This window comes from Actinoplanes sp. NPDC026623 (assembly GCF_040638275.1).
Classification (GTDB): domain Bacteria; phylum Actinomycetota; class Actinomycetes; order Mycobacteriales; family Micromonosporaceae; genus Actinoplanes.
Genome location: NZ_JBEZXZ010000408.1, coordinates 1 through 2,279 on the forward strand (window position 1 = coordinate 1; position 2,279 = coordinate 2,279).

Annotated in this window: 2 protein-coding genes and 1 pseudogene; all 3 read right to left on the reverse strand. The window is 74.0% G+C overall.

Annotated features, from left to right (window positions below; translation table 11 throughout):
- Positions 1–716 (reverse strand): annotated as a pseudogene (locus tag AB0F10_RS45295) (YncE family protein); the annotation flags it as partial.
- 112 nt (positions 717–828) lie between these two features.
- Positions 829–1,365 carry a VOC family protein gene (locus AB0F10_RS45300; protein ID WP_360640768.1) on the reverse strand — a complete coding sequence of 179 codons (537 nt, stop codon included), beginning with the start codon at positions 1,363–1,365 and terminating at the stop codon, positions 829–831.
- A 91-nt stretch (positions 1,366–1,456) separates the two neighbouring features.
- Positions 1,457–2,191: a hypothetical protein gene (locus AB0F10_RS45305; RefSeq protein WP_360640770.1), complete on the reverse strand. Its 735-nt coding sequence runs from the start codon at positions 2,189–2,191 to the stop codon at positions 1,457–1,459.
- Between the last annotated feature and the right edge of the window lie 88 nt (positions 2,192–2,279).

Here is a 2,279-nt window from a genome sequence, read left to right on the forward strand (position 1 = left end):
GGGGTGGTGGCCGGCCCGGCCGCCGTCAGGTCGCGTTGCGCCCCGTTGGTCAGCGCCATCGCGACGCCCGCGCCGCCGAGCAGGCCGACGGCGGTCAGGCCGGCGATGATCACGGCGGCGCCGACCCGCCGGCGCGCCGGCGGCGCGGGGAGCACGGTCACCCGGGCCGCGTTTCCGCCGCCGAGGCCCGCCTCCGCCTGCAGTTGCGCCTCGAGGCCGGCCCGGAACTCGGGCTCGGTCTGCGCGACCTGGCCGGTGACGCGGACCTCGGCCCAGCCGGCGGTGCCGTTGATCGTGATCGAGCCGTCGAGCCAGTCGGAGCGCGGTTGCCACAGGATGCGCAGGTTGCGGCCGGTCAGCGCGGCGCGCAGGCCGGGGCCGGAGGCGGTGACGGTGGCGGTGGCGAAGGCGAGCGGGGGGCCCTCGACGATCACGTCCGCGACCAGGTGGGGGGTGCCGTGCGGCACCTCGCCGAAATCGACCCGGTCGGGGTTGAGGCGGACCGCCGTACGCCCGAGCACCGTCGCGGCGGCGGCGGCGACGGTGCGGCTGTCGTCGTCGGCCAGACGCCGCAGGGCGAGGTGGGCGGCGGCCGCCATGACCAGGTCGGAGCTGGTCACGAGTTGGGCCAGCTCACCCACGCCCATCAGGCGGGACTCCCGGATCGGACTGTCGATCTCGGTCAGTACGTGACGCGGCAGGAATTCTTCACTCATCGTGACCCCTCGATCAGCATGCGGTGACGAGGTGGGTCAGGGAAACCCATTGAGGGAAATTAGCGTTTGCGCATTTGTCGATGAACCGGGCATGGCGCCCGGGTTGGTGACATCAGTCCGTCGTGTTCCCGCCGGTGACCAGGGTGATCCCCTCGAAGACTCCCAGCTTCTCGCGGTACAGCTCGATGCCGACGCCGTTGGGGTCGCGGACGTAGAGGCTGTCGTCCACGCCCCGGTCCGGGCCGAGGTACTCGATCCCGGCGGCGTCGAAGCGCGCCTTGGCGAGGGTGAACTGCTCCGGGCTCACCGACAGCGCGATGTGCTGGACCCCGCCGATCGTCTCCCGGAAGTCCGGGTGGTCGTGGCCGGGGAAGTCGAAGAAGCCGAGCAGGTTGCGGTTGCCGACGTCGAAGAAGAAGTGGCTGGAGCCCGGGTAGTCGCGGTTCTCCACCAGCTCCACCAGCGGGAATCCGAGCACCTCCTGATAGAAGCGGATGGTGCTCTCCACGTCGCGGCAGATCAGGGCGGCGTGGTGGATGCCCTGTCCGGCGGTCGCCGGCCGGTCCTGCCGCGGCCGCAGGTAGGCGTCGCGCAGCGCCGTGCGTCGCTCGCGTACGGCGTCCAGTTCGGCGCCCTCCGGCTGTGGCATGGGGTGCTCCTCTCGATCGGTAGGGACAGCGTCGGCTCCGCCGGCCCGGGCGTCAAACCGCCGCGCGCAGCCGGCTGGATCATTCGCCTGCTCACGGCGGCGCGGACGGCGGCTCCTGGGATCCGGTGCCCGGCACCGGGGCCTGCCCGCGGGCGACCGTACGGGGTACGGGTGCCCGTCCCCTGGCGATCGGGGATCGCGACGGCTCCAGGACCGGCTCGCCGCGAAAGCGCCGGGACCGGTACGGCAGGATCAGCGCCGCGGCCGCCAGGACCACCAGGCAGCCGGCGACCGCCCACCACCAGGTGTCGGCCGAGGTGCCGGGCGGCCGGCCCGGCGGAAGGTCCCCGGCGACGTCCGCGGCGGGAATGAGCGCGGCGCCGGTCAGGTTCAGGGCGCCGGCCTCGATGCGGACGGACACCTGCGCCGGCAGCTCGCGGGGGGTGGCGAACCGCACGAGGTGCCGGCCCCGCAGCGTGGTCTCCACCTGGTCCAGGGCCGGGACGACCACAGGCGTTCCGGCCGGGGCGAAGAATCCGCCGGTGGCCCGGGCGGCGTCGGCCCAGTACCTGCCGTCTCCGGCGGTGCCGACCACGACCAGGATCGTCCCCGCCCGCACGAACCGGTCGCTGAGCGCCGCCGCGCTCTCCCCGCCGGCGTCGGCGGAGGTCGTGTAGAACACGACGACGCGCGGACCGGTCGCGGCGTCCGGGAACTGGTGCAACGCCAGCGTCAGGGCCGTCGAGGTGCTGCGGTCGCCGCCCGGCCGGGCGGCGCTGAGCGCGCGGACGACGTCGGCCGGCCGGCGCTGCGGCGGGGCGAGCACGGCCGGCGGCGAGGTTCCACTGGAAGCCGAAGCTCGGCCTGCAGTCCGTGTTGTGGAACGAGGCCGTGAAGATCAACGGCGCGGATCC

Coding starts and splice junctions, on each gene's coding strand:
- AB0F10_RS45300 (WP_360640768.1), bottom strand. CDS start 1,365: ATGCCACAGCCGGAGGGCGCCGAACTGGACGCCGTACGCGAGCGACGC.